Source organism: Alteromonas sp. M12, from assembly GCF_037478005.1.
In the GTDB taxonomy this organism is placed as follows: domain Bacteria; phylum Pseudomonadota; class Gammaproteobacteria; order Enterobacterales; family Alteromonadaceae; genus Aliiglaciecola; species Aliiglaciecola lipolytica_A.
Genome location: NZ_CP144164.1, coordinates 4,052,397 through 4,071,845, shown reverse-complemented (window position 1 = coordinate 4,071,845; position 19,449 = coordinate 4,052,397). Strand labels below are relative to the sequence as shown.

The window sequence follows — 19,449 nt, the reverse complement described above, 5'->3', positions numbered from 1 at the left end:
ACTTGCCGAACGACCAATTTGGACTGCGCATTGTGTCAGATTTTATTCAATCTGTCTCTAGGGTAAACGCCGAAAACCCTTAAATTTAAAGGGATGCGGCTAATTTTGCAGGAATAGTGAATAACTATTTAAACTAAGCAATCTGCTGTTTATGCATAAAATTGTGCTACGCCATACAATTTTATGCATCTCTAAAATTGTCTATGGATAGCCGCTTTTGAGGCTGAACTGTTTTGATTAAATTTACTTACAGCGAAATTAGATTCTAACTAGAATTGAGAGTTTATCTAATTCACAAGATCATAAAGCAATCATGATAGTTGCATGAATATGTAAAAAAAATTTTAAAAATTATGGGGATAAACGAATTTACTGAGACGTTTTGATTATTTTTCATCCAAAATTATATCAAAATCTCGCAAATTAGTTTTCTTCAATTCGCCCAAAGCACCTTTAGGAAAGCAAAATTGACGTAGATATATTTTTGCTTCGTCTAAGGAAATCAACTTATTCGATTTAAGAGTTCGATATCGATTGTAGGCTTCACCTTGGGCTAGTACTTTACCAAATGGAGACATTTCGCCTATTTCTTTGTAGTTAGCAAATTCGTTCATGGCTTCAACAAAAACCAGTCGTTTGAATGGCATCCGCGAAATGAGCTCTGTGCTTAGTGAATAACCATAGGTAGTTAACGCATTGAGTAAAAACGTTTCTGAAGGTACAACTTCCCCCAACGCAAAATGTTCATCTCTCTTGCGCTCATTTTGCGCTTCGAGTACCGCTTCTCTGTGCACCTGCTCAAATAATTTAAAAAATAGGCGCACTATTACTATTTTACCGAAGTCATGGAATAACCCCAGTAGAAAGGCATTATAACTATCTAGTTTATTCAATTGCGCTAACTTTTTACATGACATCGCTGTACCAATAGACGCATCCATCATTTGCACTTTGATTTTTGGAAAAGGATCGGTAATTTGCGGTAAACAACGTCGAAATGCTATGGAAGGGATCAGCATCTTAATATTCTCAACGCCTAGATAGCTTAACGCGGTTTTTAAACTTTCAACTACAACTACTTTGCCATTTGAGTCTACTCTACGATATTTAGGGGTATTGATAAGCCTAATCAATTCATCATAAAGCCAAGGCATTCCAGCCGCTATAGGTTCAATTTTGCTGATGGAAGTTGATTTGGCCGCCAGCGAATCAAGTAGTGCGGGCAGGTTGTGGTCAAAGCCTAACACTTCGTTGAATAGTTTATCAGTATCTTCGAGTTGAGCTTCTAAGCGCTTGATAACCTCATTATGAACCATGTTTTGGATATCTTGCACATAGTTAGTGTGAGAACGTCGATTGAGCTCTTTATCATGTCTAGCTTGTTTCTCAACTTGCAGCAGTGTGCGCTGAGCTTCACTATTCGCGGGCAATTCAACATCCTTTGTTTCTGTACCTGCTCCCATATGCTGCTGGGCTAATTTTAGGCTAATAGTCAGGTAATCAAAGCGTAGGTTGATTTCGTTTTTTAATGCCAAAAGTTCGCTCATTGATTCTTCTTATTGCCGTTGAATTAGGTTTGGGATGTACTATTGTAAATTAGCAGACTTGTAGAGTTGAAAAAACACTTTAAATAGTTTCGTTTGTAGCTAACCACCATCTATCGGCAATCTTAACAAAATTACTTAATAATTTATGCCCTACTTTAGTTAAAAGTGACTCAGGGTGGAACTGCATGCCCATTAATGGCCAAATTTTGTGCTCTATCGCCATAGGTTCGAACTGGCTAAATTCTTCACACCAAGCGGTAATATCAAACTCTTTCGGTAATGAATCGCAATTCAGTATCAAAGAATGATAACGAGTGGCAATAAATGGGTCTTCAATATTTTCGAAAAGGGGGGTTGAGTTATGGCGAATACTGGAGGTTTTACCGTGCATTATGTGTTCGGCCACTTCCACTTTTGCACCGAATATTTGCCCGATTGCTTGATGTCCTAAACAAACCCCAAGAATAGGGATCTTGCCTGCAAAAGTGCGAATAGCTTCTAGTGTGACTCCCGCTTCATTGGGCGTGCAAGGCCCAGGGGAGAAAACCAAATATTGCGGTGCAAGTTGGGCAATTTGCTCACAGGTTATCTGGTCATTTCTCACTACCTGCACTTCGACATTCAATTCTCGGAAGTAACGAGCAAGGTTATGAGTAAAAGAATCATAGTTATCGATCAACAATAGCATGACAATTTACTTTCCAAAAAAGGATTACCCGCAGAACCGTAACTTTCCAAAAATGTTTTCCTAATCAGCGCTAAGGCTTTGGTATAAATCCAACTGCTTGGTAAACTTTTTGAATCATTACAGAGGCACGAGCACTGGCTTTTTCAGCTCCATCTCGCATAACCGTATTCAAATAGTCTTGGTCTGAACGTATTTCGTGGAACTTAGCTTGAATAGGTTCTAGCAACGCAACAACCGCATCGGCCACATCACCTTTTAAATGACCATACATTTTGTCTTCGTATTCAGGTACTAAGCTATCAATGCTTTTACCTGTTGCACAGGACAATAACGATAATAAATTGGAAACCCCAGGTTTTTCCTGTTTGTCGAAATAAATGCGCGCCTGCTCATCTGAATCCGTTACTGCACGCTTAATTTTCTTACTAATCTTTTTAGTATCTTCTAATAAGCCAACAAAGTTATTAGGATTCGAATCAGATTTCGACATCTTACTGCTTGGATCCTGAAGACTCATTATGCGGGCACCAAACTCAGGGATAAATGGGTCTGGGATCGTAAACACGTCGCCATATAAGTTGTTGAAACGTGTGGCCACATCGCGGGTAAGTTCTAAATGTTGCTTTTGATCATCACCTACAGGTACTTTATTTGGCTGGTACAATAAAATATCAGCAGCCATAAGAGCAGGGTAGGTCAATAAGCCAGCGTTAACGTTAGCCACATTTTTAGCTGATTTATCTTTGAATTGAGTCATCCTGTTCAATTCACCCATTTGCGTATAGCAATTAAGCACCCAAGCCAATTGCGCGTGCTCTGGCACATGGGACTGCATGAAAATGGTACTCTGACTTGGATCTATTCCACAGGCTAAGTATAAAGATAAACCGTCTAAACATGCGTTGTAGAGGGCTTTAGGATCTTGACGCACTGTAATTGCATGCATATCGACAATCATATACAAACAATCATTATCTTGTTGCATATCGACCCATTGGCGCAATGCGCCCATATAGTTTCCTATAGTCAGTTGTCCAGACGGCTGACAACCACTTAATACAATTGGTTTACTCATATTATAAAATTATCTTCTTAAAGGTTAGAAACACGCTTAAGCCATATTCACTTTGCTTAATTCTGCGCGCATTTGGTCTATGACGTGTTTGTAATCTGGCTGATTAAATATGGCTGAGCCAGCAACAAAAGTATCGGCCCCTGCTTCAGCGATGCTGCGAATATTATCGACTTTTACGCCGCCGTCAATTTGAATTCGAATTTGTTTACCCGATGCTTGTACCCTTTGTTTAACAGATCTGATTTTATCCAGTGTTTGCGGTATAAACTGTTGTCCGCCAAATCCAGGGTTAACCGACATCATTAGAATGAAGTCTAGTTTATCTATTATATGGTCAAGACAATTTAACGGCGTCGCCGGGTTCAGCACTAATCCAACCTCACAGCCACTTTCGATAACTAATTGCACACTTCTATCTAAATGCTTTGTTGCTTCAGGGTGGAAACTGATTCGATTTGCGCCAGCTTTGGCGAAGTCTTCAATCATCTGATCAACAGGCTCTACCATTAAATGCACATCAATCGGCTTTGTTACGCCGTGTTTCACCAATGACTCACACACTAACGGACCTACCGTTAAGTTTGGAACGTAATGGTTATCCATCACATCGAAGTGAACTAGATCTGCACCAGCTTCTATCACACTATCCACTTCGTTTCCTAAACAAGCAAAATTAGCGGAAAGGATAGAAGGAGCAATTAAAAAAGGACTCATGAACTTCTCCAAAAAAATTTGACGATAGTGTAAAGAAAAATGGTTTATGAAAAAAGCGCTAGCGCTCTCAAAATGGCGCACCAGATTGGTGCTGAAGAACTAATCTGGTGCTTCAATATCACCATAGGTTGCTTTTCAATATAAACTTTATTTATTAATAATTAAATTTTATTAATAAGAAACAATAAGTTACGTTCTTGTAAAGATTGTATAAATAAGCGGCATCAGAATTGCCTTATTGATGCCAGCGACAAAAATAAAATAATAATAAAAATTAAAACATTGAAAACAATATAAATTTCGGAGAACACATATGAAAACGTTGAAATTGGCCGCATTGGCTGTTGCTGTACTTTCTGCAACCAGTTTTAGTTCCTTAGTTCAGGCTGAGGTTTCAGCTAACTTTGGTGCAACAAGTAACTACATTTGGCGTGGTATGAGTCAAAGCTCTAACGATGTATCCGTTTCTGGCGGTATCGACTACTCAGATGAAAGTGGTTTTTATGCGGGTACTTGGGTTGGTTCAATTGACTGGGGTAACGGTGATGGCACTGAAAACGACTTCTACTTAGGTTACGGCGGTGAGTCTGGTGACTTCGGTTATGATGTTGGTTACATTTATTACATGTATCCTGCAACGGGTTTTGAAGATTCTGATTTCGGCGAAATTTATTTCAACGGTACATACAAAGCGTTTTCTTTTGGCGTAGCTTACACAGTAAACAGTCAATATGACGACGATGCACCTTATGGAACAGGTGACCTTTACTACAGCGTAGGCTATGGTATTGATCTTCCGAATGAATTTGGTCTTGGTTTAACATACGGTTATTATGACTTTGACAGTGATGACGAAGTATACGGCGATGTTGATTTTGGTCACTTCCAAATTGATCTATCTAAAGGTGATTTTACATTGAGCCTTTCAAAAGCAGATGATGAATCAGGTGATGACGATACTAAATTCGTTGTTAGCTGGGGTACATCGTTCTAATTTATTAGTTAAATTGAAACGCCTTAAGAGCCAACTTTCGAGTTGGCTTTTTTGCGTTTATGGTTAAATAAAGCTGCTTTGAAATGAATGTAGGTTGTCGTAAATTCTAAATACTTAGGACAAGCGACATAAAATTGGGATAAAAGATAGTTGTTCATTTTATCAACACACGTATAATAGGGCGTAATGGCTTTAATCTAAGGTGGTTACATGAACAGGAAGTTGAAAGCAGTTTTTTCAATTGGTACGGTTATGTTTGGCATGGTTTTTATGCTCAAAACTCAGCTTTCAAACACCGATGATTTCTGCCAAAACATTGATGTAATTGAATTTAATCAAAACCTACCTATCTCACATCCAATTAATCGATGCGCCTCAGCTAATCAGAAAAACGTGAGTTGGACGAGTTGGTTTTCTGGACGATCTGGCTATAAATTCCATTATCTAGACTTGCTAGAGCTACTTTCTAGAGCCGCAGATAACAAGTCTACTGTTCCATCGGGTGCACAGTAATTGTCAGAGCCTAAGCAAAACAACAGCCTTTGGGGCGTTTTTAAAAGCGTCGCTGCCAGTGTTTTTGGTGTGCAATCACACCAAAATTATGAGCATGACTTTCAGCAAAAGTCCTTCGTTCCATTTCTCTTGGTTGGTGTGGTCTTCGTGATTGCGTTAATTCTCGGCTTAGTTGCCGTGGTCAATATCGCGCTCAATTAACCTAACCTATAAACCTACTTGTCATCAGCAGAACTAGGTATAAAGGGCCAGTAGCTCACCCACTTTTACTCTTTTATCGCCTTTTTGACTGATAGTTCGCTTTACCATCAAACTTGTTATATCTGCTTGAGAATAAATTTCTCGGGTAAAAGGTGTATCGTGATTACTTATTAAAACACTGACCGACTTTTTCTTTGCATTATGCTTTGCTAATTTGGCTAACAATAACTGCTCATCTAACGAAAACCCATTCTTGGAATATTGGGTGAAGTTAGCGGTTAAACTAATTGGTGCGTACGGCGGATCGCTATAGATGACATTTCCCGATCTAGCGCGCGCAAAAGTATGTTGAAATGGCTCACAGGTAAAGGTGGCCTTTTGCGATTTTTCAGCAAAATAATATAGTTCTTTTTTCGGGAAATAAGGTGCTTTGTATCGACCAAAAGGCACATTAAATCCGCCAGACAAATTATATCTGCAAAGCCCGTTATAGCCGTGTCGATTTAGATATAAAAACAGAATCGATTTAAAAAATAGATCATCAGAGTGATTAAACTCTTTACGCAATTCGTAGAATCTTTTTTCCTGATTATTCGAGGGGCTAAAAAGCTTTTCAGACTCTTTAATAAAATATTCTGCCTGCGTTTTGATAATAGAGTAAAGGTTTATGAGATCAGGATTGATATCATTCAAAACGTATTGAGGGTATTCGGTGTTTAAGAAAACAGAACCGGCACCAACAAAAGGTTCGATCAACTTGTTACCTTGGGGTAAACGTTGGCAAATTTCGTCAATCAGTCCGTATTTTCCGCCTGCCCATTTCAGAAATGCCCGATTTTTGTTTTTCTTCATGTCCGCTTTTTGGTGTAACTACAACGAGGTTATTGCTGAGGTACTGCCAATTCTACCTTAATTTGTTTAACTGATTTAGCAAATGGAACTGTTTTGTCAATGCTATCGGGTAAGGAGGCCGTATACTGCCGCGCTTGTTGAACATTGGCAAAGGTTTTTTTGAAAATTACCACATGCCAATCACCACCAAAACGTTGAGTGGTGTATATCCAGCTGGTTTCTTGTAAACCATGCTGAGTTATGAATCTCTCGGCCACGGCTGGGTCGCTCATTGAAGCCAATTGTAAAACGAAAAGGTTATCATCCAATTCAAGAATAGGGTGTTTAGCTGGTGGCAATACTAACTTAGCTTGTTCCGCTTTTGTTGCTCGCTCTTGTTGTTCTGCCTGTTTAGATTGTTTTTCTTGTTTGACCTGTAATTGCTGCTTTTCAACTTCTTGTTGCCAGCTAGTAACAAGCTCTTGAGAATGGTCAACGGGTAACTGTTGTTCGCTGTTTTCTAGCTGCAACGATTGGCTAACTTCATCCTGTTGTTGCTCTATTTGCTCTATTTGCTCTGTTTCTTCTACGTTAGGTAAGTCACTCTCTAACGGCATATTGTCGTCTAATTGAATAGATTCCAGGGACTGCGTAACGTCGATTACTTGCTCTTCTGCAAGCTCGTCAACAGGCTCATCGACAACCGTGTAATGTGGGTCGACAAACTGTTTTATTTCGTTTGGATACTGCCAAAATACCAACATCGAAAAAATACCTAAAAAGACCATTCCCGCTAAAATTTTGAACAGTGGTTTAGTGATTATTGACTCGGATTCAGCGTCGACTGTCGTCTTGAATCGTTGATCAATCTCCGCTCTTTTTTGGCTGATACTTTGACTATAGCTTTGCGTAAATTGATTCGTCGTGACAATTTCAGAGCTCAGTAATATCGGCAAATGTTGATTATCTTTGGCCAAGTTTGACTTCGCCGATTCCGTCCACTCTGGACTACCGAATAACAATACATTTAGATGATGACCTTTTTGCAGGTCCTTATTTTTTAGAACTAAACTCCAAAGCTCGTTTAACAACTTTGTTGATATGTGTTGTGCCGCACAGATACAAAGCAATATTGGACCGGCGTCTTTGGATATGTGCTGAATTAGTTGCTCATCAAGTGGTACGTTGGGCGAAAGAGGGTGGCTGACCAATTGACGATATATTTCGTTTCTATAATCTGAATCACGAAGTGTGCTCTCACCATTGATAAAAGCAACTTCAGTGTTTTCGTGCTGTTTGGCTATAAATTGCTGTAATGAGGATTGCTGTTGCGACAAACTTTCACAGCTAATAAATATGAGCTGAGACGAGTATGAAACTAAATATTCCAGTCGACTATGCAACTCGTTTATGGCCACAATCCCTTCTCTTAGCTATTCAATATATTTTGTAATATGTCGGGTTCTATATCTTTAGTAACGACGGCTTTGCCAATGGCTGTAGGAATTATGAACCTAATCGCGCCAGATAGCACTTTTTTGTCGTGTTGCATGTGTTGCATGAAAATATCGTAATTCATGTGCTCAGGGGCGTTTATGGGCAGGTCAAATAACGCAATAAGCTTAATCATTCGTTCTAAATCTGATTTTGATATCCAATTCTTGTTGTAGGCGACTTCAGCCGCTAGCACCATGCCGCAACCAACGGCCTCACCGTGCAACCAATTGCCATAACCTTGCTCGGCTTCTATAGCATGACCGAAAGTATGACCTAGGTTCAACAGTGCGCGAATACCGTGCTCTTTTTCGTCTTTAGAAACGATCTCAGCTTTTATTTCGCAACAACGGTGTACTACGTATTTCAAATGCTCAGATGAGAGGTCTTTCAAGGCTTGGGCGTTTTCTTCTAACCAACTGAAAAATTCGGCATCGTAAATGATTCCATATTTGATCACTTCGGCCATTCCTGCTGCAAACTCTCTTGCTGGCAGGGTTTTTAAGGTATCGATATCAATGACAACAGATTTCGGCTGATAGAAAGCACCGATCATGTTTTTACCCAAAGGGTGATTAACGGCTGTTTTGCCGCCCACCGATGAGTCCACTTGAGATAGTAGCGTAGTAGGAACTTGAATAAAGGGGATGCCCCGTTGAAAACAGGCCGCAACAAATCCAGTTAAGTCGCCAATTACGCCGCCGCCCAATGCAATCAGCGTTGTGTCTCTTGCCGCATGCTGTTCTAAAAGTTGGGTTGTTACGGCTTCGAATTGAGTAAGGTTTTTGTGTTGTTCACCATCTGGCAAACAAACAACCTTCACGTCTACACCATCTAACGCGCTTAATAACGAACTCAAATAAAGAGGTTCGACGATCTCGTTAGTAACGACTATCGCCTTGCCACTTTGAATTTGGTCTTTAAACGAATCTTTGGAAGTCAGTAAACCTGAATCTATATTGATTGGGTAACTACGCTCACCCAACTCTACTCTAATTGTTGACATGAGCGCACAACCTCTTGTGTGAAACGGTCTTATTAAAGTCCGATTTTATCTATGATTTGGCTAGCGACTGCTCTTGCGCTTTGATCATCAGTATCGACAATATAATCTGCCACTTCCTCATAAAGAGGATTGCGAGATTCTGCAAGTTCGCGTAAAACCATTTCCGGATCATCTTTTTGCAATAAAGGACGGCGCTTGTCTCGTTGAGTACGAGCAACCTGTTTGTCTATGGTTGTTTGCAAATAAACCACAATGCCTCTGGCGGACAAACGATTACGGACATTTTTACTGACAATAGAGCCACCACCGGTCGCTAAAACAATACCTTGTTTGTCAGTCAAATCGTTAATCACGGTCTCTTCTCTAAGCCTAAAACCATCTTCGCCTTCTAAATCAAATATCCACGCGATATCCGCGCCAGTACGGCGTTCAATTTCCTGATCGGAATCAAAAAACTCAAGATGAAGTTCGTCGGCAAGATGCCTTCCTATCGTGCTTTTGCCAGCCCCCATAGGACCAACAAGAAAAATATTACGCTTTTCTGCCATTTTTGCTTTTATCACAACTTTAGTTAACTGGGGTTTTGCAGCCCAATTTGAATTATTCCAATTACGTAAAAGTCCCATTTAATCAATTAGATAATTAAATAAAATTGACTCGATTCGTTTAAGTAATTGGTCTGAACATGACCTCGTCGAAATTTCGAGAGCGCGATTATCTCAGTTATATGCTGAAATTTGCAAGTTTTGTTGCTTTTAATTTGTTCCAAGATTAAATCTATTGCTGTAAAGATGCCTTATCTGCTTCCATTGTCGCGGTTAACAAACCCTAAAATATGTCAAAAATGGATAAATAAAACAGTAAGCAGGGACAATCTAGCGATTCATACAGAGTCTAATGTTGATTGCGTTAAACTTGAACCTAAATTTGCCAGACTCAATCAAAAAATCTCAAAATATTCAATCGGCTGATACATGACTTAGCTGTAAAAAAGGGCAATAACATTGCCCTTAAGTCGTCAAAAATAAAATCGGTGAATTGGTTATAGGGAATCAACCAAAATTTTAGGTGTAACGAAAATCAATAGTTCACGTTTTTCATTTACCTTTTGAGAATTACGGAACAGGCTACCGACAACTGGCAAGTCTCCCAACAGCGGTATCTTAGACACGTCATCAGTTGATGTCTGTTGGAAAATCCCCCCTAGTACAATGGTCTCACCATTTTCTACCAATACCTGAGTGCTGATCTCTTGGGTATCGATTGCTACCGCCGGTCCAGTTGAAGTGGAGACAGTTTCACCGCGAGTATCTTGAGTTACGACCAAATCCAAAATGACACGATTGTCAGGAGTGATATGCGGTGTAACTTTTAAACTTAATACCGCTTTTTTGAATTCTACAGAAGTCGCGCCACTTGATGTTGCTTGTACATAAGGAATTTCAGTACCTTGTTCAATATAGGCTTCCTGCTGATTGGCCACTGTAATTCGTGGGCTAGCAATAATTTCACCTTTATTTTCGGTCTCCAGCGCGCTTAGTTCTAAATCAATGATGGTACCATCGACCAGTCTAGCGATTTGAATTCCAATGCTGCCCGCAGGATTAGAGACTGGGAGATTAACGTTTAACCTATCAGCCAAATCAGGGAATATGCCAGCGGCGATGTCGTTCGCGCCTTCTAACGAGCCAGAAATACCGCCATCGGAAGTGCTGTCACTGATGCCCCATCTAACGCCAAGTTGCTCATCGACATTATCTCGAACGGTAACCATTCTTGACTCGATTAACACCTGTTTGATGGGAATATCCAGCGCTTTTATCAATGCACGAGCTTCCTCAACAGAGGCCGCGGTATCACGTAGCAATACTGTATTGGTGCGCTCATCAATGGTTACTGAGCCTCTTGCACTGAGAATACTGGCATCAGCAGATTTTAGAATCGCTGCCATTTCAGCTGCCTTGGCATAGTTTATTTGAATATTTACCGCGCTCAGAGGTGCTAAATCAGCCACTTGTTGTTTAGATTGTAATTGCTGTGTTTCTCGCGCTGTGAGTTCTTCAGAAGGGGCGATAAGAAGAATATTACCTTCAAGACGTTTGTCTAGGCCTTTAATTTTTAGAATCATCTCAAGAGCTTGATCCCATGGCACCCCAGATAAACTAATGGTTACATTGCCATTTACCGTGTCTGTGGTAACTAAATTGAACCCGTTCACCTGTGCAATAATTTGCAATACTTGTCGAACAGGGACGTCTTGGAAGTCTAATGAAATCGGCTCACCGGTAAAGGCTGATTCGGCTTTACTAGCTTCTGGTTGATCGTCTTTTTCAATTTCAATTACTAACTGATTGCCATTCTTTTTATGAGTAAAGTTAGCTTTGCTGAGTAATTTAAATTCAATTTTACTGCCTTTCGTTTCCTGAAAGGTTTCTATATCGGATACTTGTGTGGCGAAGTCTATTACATCAAGGGTGAATAACTGGTCATCAGCAAGTTTGACCGCAGGCAGGGTTAAAATCAGCTTTTGATTTCCTTGCGATAACTGCATTTGGAAATCAGCATTATTAAAATCTAAAGTGACACGTGCACCGCCGGTTGAATTGCGTTTGAAATTGAGATCGGTCAACTCGGAACGAAAAACACTCGCCACCTTCTTTTCTGGGTCAACTAATACTGGCTGAACTTGTTGGGCCGCTGAATTAAACGAAACGCAAGATATTCCGGCAAGTACTAAACTCAGCCAAATCCAATTATGCTTAGCTTTATTTAGTTTATGATTAAAGATAAAACGTTCAGACATTATTATTTTCTCCTGCCTGTGAAGACATACTCAGTGTTGCTTTATTTTTTTGCCAGCATCCGGCGCCATCAGGCAGCATTTCTTCGATTGAAATATTACCATTGTTGATCGATGTAATTTTTCCGAAGAACAAACCTATGTAGTCTCCTGTCGTGACTTTATGTAACGAACCATCATTGGCTGTTACTAAGGCCCACTGTCGTCCTTGACTGGTAAAAGTACCAGAGATCGTTAGTGCATCTAATCCAAATGCCTCCAATGGACTTTTGGTTCTGTTGAAGTCAGGCTGCAAACAGTTTTCGCGTTTCGCTTCAACCGTTTGTACCGCTACATTTCGAGGTCGCTTAAATGGACTGCGGAGTCCGCCCGCTTTGTATTCAAAAGCAGGTTGGGTTTTAAATTCGGGGTAGGGTTCTATGCTAATAGAGGTGCTTTGCTTAACTTCGACCACATAGGTTACCAAGTCATCCGTTTGCGCCTCACAACCTGCCAGCATGACAACAGCCATTATCAAAACGATTATTTTCATTGGCCTTGCTCCGAAACCGCTGTGCGATAAGTCTTGGCTTGAAGTTGTAAACGTAATTCAGAACCCTGTTGAGTGATATCAAAGTTATGTAAAGTCACAATCCGCGGTAATGCTGCAATGTTAGATACAAATTGGCCAAATTCATGGTAATTACCGGTGACTTCCATTTGAATCGGTAATTCAGTATAAAACTCTTTAGGAATTTCTTGTTGCCAGTTAATCAGTTTGAAATTCAATCCTGCAGTCGTGCCCACAAAGGTAATGTCATCAATGAGGCCAGGTGTCTCGTTACTGGTAGGCAGTGATTTTAACATTGACGAAAAGTCAGCTTCTATTCTGGCTAGCTGTTCTTCATAGGCTTTTAGATTAACCGCAATTCTGTATTTAGCGGCAAATGTCTGTTTTAACTCTACTTCTTCGGCTTGGGTTCTATCTAACACAGGTAATTTAGAGGAGATTAATCCGTAATAACCACCGACCGCGACTAAAATCGCTACAAAAAGCGCAACTACGGTTTTCACTTCGAATGGCCAATTCGCGACCTGTTCGAAATCCAGTTCGTTCATCTCTTTGAGTTTATTTACATCAAATTTCATTTTTGACCCTCTGCTGGTGTTTCAGAGAAGTCCGGTGCCACTGAGGAGTTTATGGTAAATGTTAATTTAAACTCGCTGACTGCATCGGGCGCTGAGGTATCAGCCACAATGGATGATAATTCACCCTGACCAAATATCTTCGAATCTTCAATCTTGCGCATAAATGAAGATAGGCGGTTATTCGATTCGCTCACCCCGGATAACTCCACGGTATTGCCTTGACGGGAGAAGGAGCGAAACGAAACACCTGGGGGAACCAAGCGAGCCAGTTCATCAAATACGATAGGCGCAACATTGCGACTGGTTTGTAATTGTTCAATCAAGGCCATGCGTTGTTCAATGGCTTTCTTGCTGTCTTTAATATCTTTTATTTTGGCTATTTCTGCATCTAAAACTGCGATTTGACCTTGTAGAAAAGCGTTACGTTGGTTTTGGCTGGCAATCTTGCTATCGATTAACATGCCCACCAGATACACAATAATCATCACAAACAGTGCGACTGCAAATAGTAGTGTTAAAAAATCTTTTTTCTGTCTCTGTCTAAGCTCTTCTCGCCATGGTAATAGATTTACATGTGACATGGTTTGAAACTCCTAGATGCTAAACCAGCTGCAATCACTAGTTGTGGCGCAACTTTTTGAAAACCTTGCTGTTCAGCTTTTTCAGAGATTTGCATTTGTTCAAATGGGTTGAAAAGGGTGACTTCCACTGCCAATTCACCTTCAAGTGCCGCGGCAATTTCTTCTATATTTGCCCCGCCACCACAAACCATCAAAGATTCTGGCCTCTCAGCGCCAGTTGAACTGATATACATTTGTACTGCTTTGCTGATGTGTTGATTTAAGTTCGCTAAAAATATTGGGAAGGTATCTTCGCGCCATGTTGCAGGTAACTCACCGTTTACTAATTGCTGTTCAGTTTCTGATTTATCTAAGGTATGGATTATGCTGAGATCTTGAATAAGGCTGTTCATACCAAAACTGTGTTCTTTACTATAAATAACTCTGTCATTTTCTACGACACAGAGTTGTAATTGAGAGGCACCAATATTAAAACACAATATTGGTTTATCTGCGGGATATTCAGCGAACTCGATAATTGCATTACCCAAAGCATAATTTTCAATATCGACGATTTTAGGAACAAATTCCACTTCTCTTAATAATGTGATGCGACTATCGACCACATCTTTATGGGCTGCGCTGAGCAACACATCTACTTTACCGATGTGAGTTTTACTCTCACCTAACTCTTCAAAATCCAGATATACTTCCTCTAACGGATAAGGAATTAGACTATCAGATTCGATTTCTATTTGGGTTTCTAACTCGAAGTCCCGTTGATCTGGATCCATATAAACTATTTTACTCAATACCGAACTTCCAGATATCGCGACTACTACATTTTTATTTTTGCTTTTCAGTGACAACTTCACTTTTTTGAGCACATTGCTTATGGCGTCAAAATCTTTTATTTCTCTGTCAGCAAAGGCATTGCCGTTTATCTGCTCACATGCGAAACTCTGCACCTTAGTCTGGTTGCCATCTTGTTCAAACAAAACAGCCTTAACGTACCGTGTACCGATATCGAGACCTATCATTTGTGAAGCTTTTTTCTTGAAAAGTTCTTTCAACACAGTTAGTTCCGAATCATCTTAGTTGCTTTAGTTTTACCATTATTACTCATTTTTTTGTTTTTAATGGTTCTAATAACGGTACATAGGTATAAAATATAAGTCATTTAGTCAATTTTGCTCTGGTAGTTTTATTTTTGTGAAGTACATCAAACTGTTATTAATAATGAGTATAGCCGCATTTCTGCTAGGTACGATAGCGATTGTAGGTATGTACTTTTATATCAAACCCGATCTTCCAAGTGTTGAAGTGCTAAAAGATGTGCGCTTACAAACCCCCATGAAGATTTATACACAAGACGGCAAACTAATTTCACAGTTTGGGGTCAAGCGTCGTATTCCGTTAGAGTTAGATGAAGTCCCGCAATCATTAATAAATGCCGTACTTTCTATAGAGGATAGTCGCTTTTACGAACACCCTGGTATAGATCCTATCGGCATAGCGCGGGCTTTTGTGAATTTAGTCTTAACCGGCGAACGTGGGCAAGGTGGTAGTACCCTCACGATGCAGCTAGCCAGAGGCTTTTTCTTAACCCGTGATAAAACCTATATACGTAAAATAAAAGAGATCTTTATTGCTTGGCACATGGAAGGTTTGCTCAGTAAAGATGAAATCTTAGAGCTGTATTTAAACAAAATTGAATTGGGGCATCGTGCCTTTGGGTTTGGTGCTGCTGCTCAAGTATATTTCGGAAAATCCGTTAATGAGCTCAGTTTAGCTGAAGTAGCGACTATTGCTGGACTGCCTAAAGCGCCTTCTACTTTGAATCCAATTTCCAGCCCAGAAAGAGCGAAAGCGCGTCGTCGAGTCGTATTGTTAAGAATGCTCGATGAGGAATATATTACCCGTGAAGAGTTTGATCAGGCCAGCAATGAAACTGTCATTTCTAAACGCCACGGTGCTGAGATTCAGTTAGATGCGCCTTATTTGGCCGATCTTATTTATAATGAAATGGTTGAATTGTATGGCAAAGAAGAAGCTGAAACTGGCGGATATCAAGTTTTCGCTACCGCACCTTCGGATTTGCAGTTTGCCGCACAAACAGCAGTAATACGTAATTTACATGATTATGATGAAAGACATGGTTATCGTGGTCCTATTCGCGTGTTATGGGGAGAGCCAGATGACAATCAAAGCCTAAACAACAGTGAAGATCAAAATACTGAATTGGTAGCCTTGGATTCTGAACCTTGGGATGAATCACAAATGCTAGAGGTTTTGGCCGCTTATACGCCAATTGGCGTGCTAAACCCAGCAGTTGTTACTCAGGTTGATGAAACCAGTTTTGTGGTTTTTAATGGCCAAGGAAATTATCAAACTATCGAATGGCAGGGTATGCATTGGGCAAGATCCTACATTGACGACAATCGCCAAGGACCGGATCCTAAAAGTGCTGCTGACATTGTGGCTGCAGGTCAATTGATCTGGATTAGACAAAACGAGGAAGGGATCTGGAAATTGTCGCAATTGCCAACAGTGAGTGGTGCTTTTGTGGCACTGGATCCTAAAAACGGTGCGGTGCAGGCTATCGTCGGTGGATATAGTTTTTATCAGAGTCAATTCAATCGCGCGACTCAAGCTAAAAGACAAGTAGGCTCGAATATTAAACCTTTCATATATTCCGCAGCAATAGAACAAGGTTACACCTTAGCAAGTATTATTAACGACGCTCCTATCAATCAGTGGGATGCAAGTACTGGCACAGCATGGCGGCCACAAAACTCGCCAGCTGTGTATGACGGACCAATTCGAATGCGGGTCGCCTTGGGCAAATCGAAAAACGTAGTGTCAGTGCGTTTATTACGGGCAATTGGTATTAATGCCGCGGCTGACCATCTGAGTAAATTTGGTTTTGACCGCGCTGAAATTCCGAAAGATGAAACCTTATCACTAGGTTCAGGTTCACAAACTCCCCTAGAGGTTGCTACTGCAATGTCGGTTATTGCCAATGGCGGTTATTATGTGCGCCCTCATTTTATTCAACGTATTGAAGATGAGCACGGCAAAATATTGTGGCAAGCTAATCCTCCGCAAGTGTGTGAAGAATGTGAAACTCACAATGCTGAGCAAACATCTGTAACCAATGCATCAGAGCTTAATTCAGAGGAGCTCACAGAGCAGCAAATCGAGGCTTTGTTGGCGGCTGAATTAAACGGTTTCCCAGAAGATGAAGCCGATTCTCAGCCTGAAATAATCCAAGCCCAAAGAGTGGTGTCTGCGCAAAATACCTTTTTAGTGCGCGAAATGATGCGTACAGCTGTTCGAGGAAATGGTCGATGGAGCAATGATCCCCAGCGCAATACCTATTGGCTTGGCACTGGCTGGCGGGCGAGAAACATTCTTGGTCGCACCGATCTGGCGGGTAAAACCGGTACAACCAATGACTCTCGGGATACTTGGTTTAGTGGTTTTGCGCCAGGGTTAGTGGCTACTTCTTGGGTTGGTTTTGATGATATGAGTCGTATGCTCGGCCGTACATCTCGTAACCAGAATTTGATAAACGAAAATCCTGAAAAATTTAACTGGATTGGCAACGCCATGATCGGCGCGGAAGATGGCGCGAAAGCAGCTCAACCTGCATGGATTCGCTTTATGGAAAAAGCGCTTGATGGTGTGCCTCAAGAAATTAAACCTATGCCTGAAAATATCATCACGGTGAGAATTGATAGAGCAACGGGTAAACTTACAACACGAACAGATTATACGTCTATGTTTGAATATTTCATAAAGGGTACCGAGCCAACCTCATCAGTTCAGTCTGACTCGGTTGTTGATCCCTTTGAAAGCGATCAATCAGAAAGTGTGGAACCTGAAGATATTTTTTAGGTCCGATAGGGAAGTTTCACTTTTCAAACGTATATATAAGAACAAATGCTCCTTACTCCTAAGTTCGCTCATGTAAATTGGTAGCTAACTTAGGAGCTGGAGGCGCATTTAAGTTGATCGAAAATGGATGAGTTATTAGATAAATAATTCTGATGCACATCTGACCAGACAAATTGATACTGAGTTTAGCTGAATATTCGTTAAACTTGCTATTACTTGACACCTAAGCACTTTAAATCCTCTTGATAACAAAGAGAAAACTGGAAAAAAAATACCTCTAATGAGCAATACTTCTAAATACTTGTATATTCCCCATTCTGGCCCTTCACTACTTGAGACGCCGCTGTTAAATAAAGGTAGTGCGTTTACCGCCAAAGAACGTGAAAACTTCAATTTGACCGGTTTGTTGCCGCCACGCTATGAAAGCATTGAAGAGCAGGTCGAACGGGCTTATATGCAATATTCCAGTTTTTCCTCACCCATCAACAAGCATATTTATTTGCGCGCGATACAAGACAATAATGAAACCTTGTTTTATCGATTAGTGCAGTCTCATATCGATGAAATGATGCCGATTATTTACACCCCGACAGTTGGGGATGCTTGCGAACAGTTTTCGGATATTTATCGCAGTTCTCGTGGTTTATTTATTTCATATTCTGAACGAACGCAAATAGACGATATTCTGCGTAATGCCACTAAACGTAAAGTAAAAGTCATTGTGGTAACTGATGGTGAGCGGATCTTGGGCTTAGGTGACCAAGGAATTGGTGGAATGGGTATACCCATTGGTAAATTGTCACTGTATACCGCATGTGGCGGAATTAGTCCTGCGTATACTTTACCGGTGATGTTGGATGTAGGGACAAATAATCAAAAATTGCTCGACGATCCTATGTACATGGGCGCGCGTCATAAACGTATTACTGGCGATGAATATAATGAATTTGTCGATATGTTTATTCAAGCAGCCCACAAACGTTGGCCTGACGTTTTGATTCAGTTTGAAGACTTTGCACAGCCTAATGCCATGCCATTATTGGAACGTTACCGTGAGCAGGTCTGCTGTTTTAACGATGATATTCAAGGTACAGCAGCGGTTACTCTAGGTTCAATCCTCGCAGCTTGTTTGAGCAAAGGTGTTAAATTAAGTGCGCAAAAAGTGGTATTTGTGGGTTCAGGTTCTGCAGGATGTGGTATTGCAGAAATGATCATCAGTCGTATGTGCCAGGAAGGAATTAGCGACGCTCAAGCTAGACAGCAAGTGTTCATGATTGACCGCTTTGGCTTGTTAACTGATGGTATGCAGGGCCTTCGCGACTTCCAGCAAAAGTTAGTACAAAATCCTGAAGTGATTAAGCAGTGGAATACTGAAAATGAATGGGCGAGCTTGTTAGACGTAGTTACGCATGCAAAACCAGACATTCTAATTGGGGTTTCCGGACAGCCAGGTCTATTTACTGAAGAAGTTATTCGCGGAATGAAAGCGAATTGTGATTTGCCGATTATTTTCCCATTAAGTAATCCATCCCGTCAGGTTGAAGCAAGACCCGAGCAAGTTATTGAATGGACCAACGGCCAAGTTATTATTGCTACGGGAAGTCCCTTTGCTCCTGTTGCATATAACGGCAGTATTTTCCCCATTGCCCAATGTAATAATAGTTATATCTTTCCAGGAATTGGTTTGGGTGTGGTGGCCACAAAAGCTCGATTGGTCAGTGAAGAAATGTTAATGGCAACCAGTGAAGCCTTAGCACTTGCTTCGCCACTAGCAAGTGAAGGTGAGGGATCTTTGTTACCGCCTTTAACCGACATTGCTAGTCTGAGTAAAAAGATTGCATTTGCAGTAGGCAAGGTTGCGCAACAACAAGGTTTGGCTTTAGAGACCTCTGACGAAGCTTTACGAGCTAGTATTGAAGCTAATTTCTGGAATCCTAAATATCGTCAATACAAACGTACTAGTATTTAATCGATTTACTGCCAACTATTTATGTTAAA

The 19,449-nt window shown here is 40.7% G+C and carries 18 protein-coding genes; 5 read left to right on the top strand and 13 right to left on the bottom strand.

Annotated features, from left to right (window positions below):
* Nucleotides 1-386: 386 nt before the first annotated feature.
* From VUI23_RS17385 to rpe, 4 genes are all read right to left on the bottom strand, one after another.
* Nucleotides 387-1,547 (bottom strand): HDOD domain-containing protein, encoded by a 1,161-nt coding sequence (locus VUI23_RS17385; protein WP_216048828.1) that lies wholly within the window; start codon nt 1,545-1,547, stop codon nt 387-389.
* 79 nt (nt 1,548-1,626) lie between these two features.
* A complete protein-coding gene (locus VUI23_RS17380) occupies nt 1,627-2,235 on the bottom strand; it encodes an aminodeoxychorismate/anthranilate synthase component II (RefSeq protein WP_216048827.1) in 609 nt (202 codons plus the stop codon).
* Nucleotides 2,236-2,305: 70 nt separating this feature from the next.
* Nucleotides 2,306-3,310: a tryptophan--tRNA ligase gene (gene trpS, locus VUI23_RS17375; protein WP_216048826.1), complete on the bottom strand. Its 1,005-nt coding sequence runs from the start codon at nt 3,308-3,310 to the stop codon at nt 2,306-2,308.
* 36 nt (nt 3,311-3,346) lie between these two features.
* The gene (gene rpe / locus VUI23_RS17370) at nt 3,347-4,024 is read right to left on the bottom strand and encodes a ribulose-phosphate 3-epimerase (RefSeq protein WP_216048825.1); all 678 of its coding nucleotides are present in this window, start codon (nt 4,022-4,024) and stop codon (nt 3,347-3,349) included.
* Nucleotides 4,025-4,337: 313 nt separating this feature from the next.
* On the opposite strand from rpe, the gene VUI23_RS17365 reads away from it, so the two are divergent.
* From VUI23_RS17365 to VUI23_RS17355, 3 genes are all read left to right on the top strand, one after another.
* Nucleotides 4,338-5,018, top strand: a complete 681-nt coding sequence (locus tag VUI23_RS17365; RefSeq protein WP_216048824.1) for a TorF family putative porin — start codon at nt 4,338-4,340, stop codon at nt 5,016-5,018.
* Nucleotides 5,019-5,228: 210 nt separating this feature from the next.
* Nucleotides 5,229-5,531, top strand: coding sequence for a hypothetical protein (locus VUI23_RS17360; protein ID WP_216048823.1), 303 nt, complete (start codon nt 5,229-5,231; stop codon nt 5,529-5,531).
* On the top strand, nt 5,532-5,732 hold the full coding sequence (locus VUI23_RS17355) for a DUF2970 domain-containing protein (protein ID WP_342805167.1): 201 nt from the start codon (nt 5,532-5,534) through the stop codon (nt 5,730-5,732).
* A gap of 33 nt (nt 5,733-5,765) precedes the next feature.
* Here VUI23_RS17355 and VUI23_RS17350 read toward each other — a convergent pair whose 3' ends face one another.
* The 9 genes from VUI23_RS17350 to pilM form a co-directional block, all read right to left on the bottom strand.
* Nucleotides 5,766-6,584, bottom strand: coding sequence for a Dam family site-specific DNA-(adenine-N6)-methyltransferase (locus VUI23_RS17350; protein ID WP_216048821.1), 819 nt, complete (start codon nt 6,582-6,584; stop codon nt 5,766-5,768).
* A 29-nt stretch (nt 6,585-6,613) separates the two neighbouring features.
* A complete protein-coding gene (locus VUI23_RS17345) occupies nt 6,614-7,981 on the bottom strand; it encodes an SPOR domain-containing protein (protein ID WP_342805165.1) in 1,368 nt (455 codons plus the stop codon).
* Nucleotides 7,982-7,992: 11 nt separating this feature from the next.
* Complete coding sequence (gene aroB / locus VUI23_RS17340; protein ID WP_342805163.1) at nt 7,993-9,063, bottom strand: 3-dehydroquinate synthase; 1,071 nt, start codon at nt 9,061-9,063, stop codon at nt 7,993-7,995.
* A 32-nt stretch (nt 9,064-9,095) separates the two neighbouring features.
* Entirely contained in the window at nt 9,096-9,611 is a 516-nt protein-coding gene (gene aroK / locus VUI23_RS17335; RefSeq protein ID WP_216049198.1) for a shikimate kinase AroK, read from the bottom strand.
* 494 nt (nt 9,612-10,105) lie between these two features.
* A complete protein-coding gene (locus tag VUI23_RS17330; protein ID WP_342805161.1) occupies nt 10,106-11,866 on the bottom strand; it encodes a type IV pilus secretin PilQ family protein in 1,761 nt (586 codons plus the stop codon).
* A complete protein-coding gene (locus VUI23_RS17325) occupies nt 11,859-12,395 on the bottom strand; it encodes a pilus assembly protein PilP (protein WP_216048817.1) in 537 nt (178 codons plus the stop codon). The genes VUI23_RS17330 and VUI23_RS17325 overlap by 8 nt, the downstream gene beginning before the upstream one ends.
* Nucleotides 12,392-12,991, bottom strand: a complete 600-nt coding sequence (locus VUI23_RS17320; protein WP_216048816.1) for a type 4a pilus biogenesis protein PilO — start codon at nt 12,989-12,991, stop codon at nt 12,392-12,394. Before VUI23_RS17320 ends, VUI23_RS17325 begins: the two co-directional genes overlap by 4 nt.
* Nucleotides 12,988-13,572 (bottom strand): PilN domain-containing protein, encoded by a 585-nt coding sequence (locus tag VUI23_RS17315; protein WP_216048815.1) that lies wholly within the window; start codon nt 13,570-13,572, stop codon nt 12,988-12,990. Before VUI23_RS17315 ends, VUI23_RS17320 begins: the two co-directional genes overlap by 4 nt.
* Nucleotides 13,560-14,624, bottom strand: coding sequence for a type IV pilus assembly protein PilM (gene pilM, locus VUI23_RS17310; RefSeq protein WP_342808314.1), 1,065 nt, complete (start codon nt 14,622-14,624; stop codon nt 13,560-13,562). The genes VUI23_RS17315 and pilM overlap by 13 nt, the downstream gene beginning before the upstream one ends.
* Before the next feature lie 139 nt (nt 14,625-14,763).
* Between pilM and VUI23_RS17305 the strand changes: the two genes are divergently transcribed.
* Entirely contained in the window at nt 14,764-17,451 is a 2,688-nt protein-coding gene (locus VUI23_RS17305) for a PBP1A family penicillin-binding protein (RefSeq protein ID WP_342805159.1), read from the top strand.
* 280 nt (nt 17,452-17,731) lie between these two features.
* Nucleotides 17,732-19,420 carry an NAD-dependent malic enzyme gene (locus VUI23_RS17300; RefSeq protein ID WP_216048813.1) on the top strand — a complete coding sequence of 563 codons (1,689 nt, stop codon included), beginning with the start codon at nt 17,732-17,734 and terminating at the stop codon, nt 19,418-19,420.
* The last annotated feature ends 29 nt before the right edge of the window (nt 19,421-19,449 follow it).

What these genes read in the sequence shown, in the direction of transcription:
- VUI23_RS17385 (WP_216048828.1), bottom strand. Translation starts at nt 1,547, where the DNA reads ATGAGCGAACTTTTGGCATTAAAAAACGAAATCAACCTACGCTTTGAT.
- VUI23_RS17380 (WP_216048827.1), bottom strand. Translation starts at nt 2,235, where the DNA reads ATGCTATTGTTGATCGATAACTATGATTCTTTTACTCATAACCTTGCT.
- trpS (WP_216048826.1), bottom strand. Translation starts at nt 3,310, where the DNA reads ATGAGTAAACCAATTGTATTAAGTGGTTGTCAGCCGTCTGGACAACTG.
- rpe (WP_216048825.1), bottom strand. Translation starts at nt 4,024, where the DNA reads ATGAGTCCTTTTTTAATTGCTCCTTCTATCCTTTCCGCTAATTTTGCT.
- VUI23_RS17365 (WP_216048824.1), top strand. Translation starts at nt 4,338, where the DNA reads ATGAAAACGTTGAAATTGGCCGCATTGGCTGTTGCTGTACTTTCTGCA.
- VUI23_RS17360 (WP_216048823.1), top strand. Translation starts at nt 5,229, where the DNA reads ATGAACAGGAAGTTGAAAGCAGTTTTTTCAATTGGTACGGTTATGTTT.
- VUI23_RS17350 (WP_216048821.1), bottom strand. Translation starts at nt 6,584, where the DNA reads ATGAAGAAAAACAAAAATCGGGCATTTCTGAAATGGGCAGGCGGAAAA.
- aroB (WP_342805163.1), bottom strand. Translation starts at nt 9,063, where the DNA reads ATGTCAACAATTAGAGTAGAGTTGGGTGAGCGTAGTTACCCAATCAAT.
- aroK (WP_216049198.1), bottom strand. Translation starts at nt 9,611, where the DNA reads ATGGCAGAAAAGCGTAATATTTTTCTTGTTGGTCCTATGGGGGCTGGC.
- VUI23_RS17330 (WP_342805161.1), bottom strand. Translation starts at nt 11,866, where the DNA reads ATGTCTGAACGTTTTATCTTTAATCATAAACTAAATAAAGCTAAGCAT.
- VUI23_RS17325 (WP_216048817.1), bottom strand. Translation starts at nt 12,395, where the DNA reads ATGAAAATAATCGTTTTGATAATGGCTGTTGTCATGCTGGCAGGTTGT.
- VUI23_RS17320 (WP_216048816.1), bottom strand. Translation starts at nt 12,991, where the DNA reads ATGAAATTTGATGTAAATAAACTCAAAGAGATGAACGAACTGGATTTC.
- VUI23_RS17315 (WP_216048815.1), bottom strand. Translation starts at nt 13,572, where the DNA reads ATGTCACATGTAAATCTATTACCATGGCGAGAAGAGCTTAGACAGAGA.
- VUI23_RS17300 (WP_216048813.1), top strand. Translation starts at nt 17,732, where the DNA reads ATGAGCAATACTTCTAAATACTTGTATATTCCCCATTCTGGCCCTTCA.